Genomic DNA, 2,896 nt, shown 5'->3' with positions numbered 1-2,896 from the left:
TCAGACGTTGAAGCGGAACCTAGACGTGCTCGTTCGTGACCTGCGGCGACCTGGTCGGCACGCTGGTCGCGCCCCGTCGTGGCTTGCCGCCGCTGCTCGCTGATTGCCGACGTTTGACGACGCCTTGTGCCCCCTGTGTGCCCCGAGCGGGTCCACCGCAGCCGACCGTCCTCGGTGTCCAAGGCACACGGTTTAGGAAGGGTGTAGCGCCTGCTGAGGAACCCGCTGCCTTACCAGGGCATACGCCCTGCCGACTCTCAGCGAAGAGCGTGATCATTGCGCGCATGTTCCGGATCTTGCTCTTGGGCCCCATGCCGGGCTACGCGCAGTCCTTGCCGACTCCCCTCAGTTGCTCCTCCAACTGACTCCGCCTGGCGCTGACCGACATCGACCCCAGCTCGCGTTCCGCCTCTTGTTCGCGTACAGCCATCTCCACGCAGTTGCCTGCGCGCTTCTCAAGAGCGGACCAGAAGATGTGCTGGGATGCACGCGACCACTGTCGATCTTCGGCGGGTAGGGATTCAGCTAGGTTTAGGGCCAGAGCTAGTTGCTCCCGGCCCTCCGACGTCTTTCCCATCTGGTAGAGCGCCTTGGCGTTCATCCGACGGAGGCTGATGAACGTCAGCGAATCCCCCGGCTTGGCGAGGCCATCAACGGCTAGCTCATGACTCTCCTCGGAGCGACCGGAGACATCGAAGGCCAGAGCGACCGTTAGGTACTCGCTCGCTGACACCTGATCCGGGATCTGGCCAATCAGATCCTTGGCCTGCTGCGCTAGCGCAAGGTTCTCAGACGCGAAGGCGGGAGAGTGTTGCCTGGCCACCACCTTGCCAGCGGGATCCTTGATGTTTAGAAGGTCTTCGCGAGAGAGGTCTGACAGCCGCTGGATCCTCTCTCCCAGCTCCACCCGCGCGCCCCGCTCCTGCTGATCTCGACTTTGGTCATAGGTGAAGTAAGCAGTAGCGACAGAGACCACAAGCGCCAAGACTGATACAAACACAGTTGGGTCTCGCTGCCAGCGGCCGGTGTGCTCACCGCCCGCTTGGAGCTGCCGCACCTGCCGTTGGAGTTCTGCCAATGCACGGTTATCCGGGGCTTCGCCTGCGACAGCTCGGGGCGTCGCTGCCGCCCGCCGTCTCTTCTGGACAGAACCCTGCCTAGGCATGTCGCCTCCTTGGCCCTTAGGCTCGCTGACTGAGCCTAGGTAACCGGCGCAACCCCACGGTTGAGTGGAGGCGGCGTCCTAGCGGTAGAGCGCCGCTGGCTGCGGCGGCGCTTGCCCCCTGACCGCTTCGTCCCGAAAAAACCACGATTCGTCTATGAGCTGCGCCGGCAGCACGGCAGATGTCCAGACGGTCCGTCGGAGTCCACCGACGTCCCGGCGCTGTAAGCGCCCGTTATCACCCAGTTAGTCACTCAGCTCGATTCGCGCTGGACTAGCCTGGCGTCGAACCACTGGACCAGGGTGACCGCCACAGAAACGGCCACCTGAGCTTCTTCGACCGATACGTCGCCCGGCGCTGATGGTTGGCCACCGTGACGGTCATGTTGGCCATGCCACAGCATCCGCAGCATCGCGACGATGACCTGTGACGAAGAAGCGGCCTGGTGCTCGCGCTCCATCGGCAGTCGCCAGTTCCCCTGGTCCTCAAGTTGCTTAAGCACTGTTCCCAGCGTTGCTCTTGAGTTGGTGGGTGAAACCACAGGTACGGCGGCGTCCTCAACGGCCAAGATCGCCAGTCGATATGCTTCGCTAGCGTTAGGGGTGAGGCCATAGAGCTGCTCCCACGCCTTCGCTAGCCTTACCCCCGCCCGCCCCGCTCTCGCCATGACAGAGTCGGCGGCAACCTGCACACCCTTGGGGACCCGACGCGTTAGTCCCGGTCGGCCGGATCGGGTACCAACCTCATATGCCGACTTGCTGCGCTCCAACACATCATCAAGGTCATACGCAGACGCGTGACCGCCGTGAGCGAGGAGGTAGTCCGCGATCTGAAGCGGCTCTTTGTGGTTGCGCAGTGCGATGAGGGCGTTCTTGAGCTGCTGCTGACCTACGGTGTAGTCGGTCGTCGCTGAACGGAGGTTAGGCAGAGGAACCTTAAGAATTTGGCACATGCGTTCCGCCAAGGCCGTGTCCAGCATAGGCACCTTTCCACTACCGTCGCGATAGCGGCCAAACACGGTCAGGGCTTCTCGCACCCACGCCCAGTAAGACGAACTCATCCAATCCGGGACACCATCATGGAGCGCGTCGTATGCGGCTATGTCTTCCTCTGTGTCAACGCCAAGAGGTCGCCACGCTTCTTCCGTCACGCGGCCGATTGTTCCATGGCAGGGTCGCGCATGACGACCTCGTGATCTCATCGCCACCTGTCCCCAGCCATCCCGTCTGCCGTCGACCCGCCCTCCTGGGGAGCGGGCCGCCGCCCAGCCCGCCACGTCAAGACGGCCTTGACATCCGTACGGACGCTGGCGGGCTGGGCGGTGGTCTGCTCGGCTTGCCCGGGTCGATGGCAGACGGGATGGCTTCCCCTCCGCAACCACCTACGGACCGCAACGCGCCGTCGGGGTTGCAACCATCTCGGAGCCCGAGCGCCCCCGCCGGAGGCGCAGTAACCGCAACCCCGTGACCGCCGCCAGCTCGCCGACGCGGCCGGCGTCCGCTCCCCTACGTCGCGCGGGCTCGTGGCCGCGCGGCCCGGCCGGTTGCCGGCCCCCACACCACCGGTCAACGGCCTGTCGTTCTGCGGCGGCCCCTTGGGCTTCCCGCTTCCGCGCCAGCCGCCGGGCGTTTTGCGTGGCCGGAGTCGGAGCGCTAGCGGAGCGACGGACGCGCGCCCAGGCGGCGGCGCGTGCGGCCCGTTGCGGGCCGCCTTGAAGACGTACAGAAACTTTG

General features: G+C 64.9%; 2 protein-coding genes. Both read right to left on the bottom strand.

Features of this window, described 5'->3' with window-relative positions; all coding sequences use genetic code 11:
- Positions 1–319 precede the first annotated feature (319 nt).
- Positions 320–907, bottom strand: coding sequence for a hypothetical protein (locus tag AB0D28_RS29880; RefSeq protein ID WP_357391258.1), 588 nt, complete (start codon positions 905–907; stop codon positions 320–322).
- Between the two features lie 509 nt (positions 908–1,416).
- On the bottom strand, positions 1,417–2,313 hold the full coding sequence (locus AB0D28_RS29875; protein WP_357391256.1) for a hypothetical protein: 897 nt from the start codon (positions 2,311–2,313) through the stop codon (positions 1,417–1,419).
- Between the last annotated feature and the right edge of the window lie 583 nt (positions 2,314–2,896).

Source organism: Micromonospora sp. NPDC048169 (assembly GCF_040652815.1).
In the GTDB taxonomy this organism is placed as follows: Bacteria; Actinomycetota; Actinomycetes; order Mycobacteriales; family Micromonosporaceae; genus Micromonospora.
The sequence above is the reverse complement of the archived record's forward strand: the minus strand, read 5'-3'. Positions and strand labels throughout refer to the sequence as shown.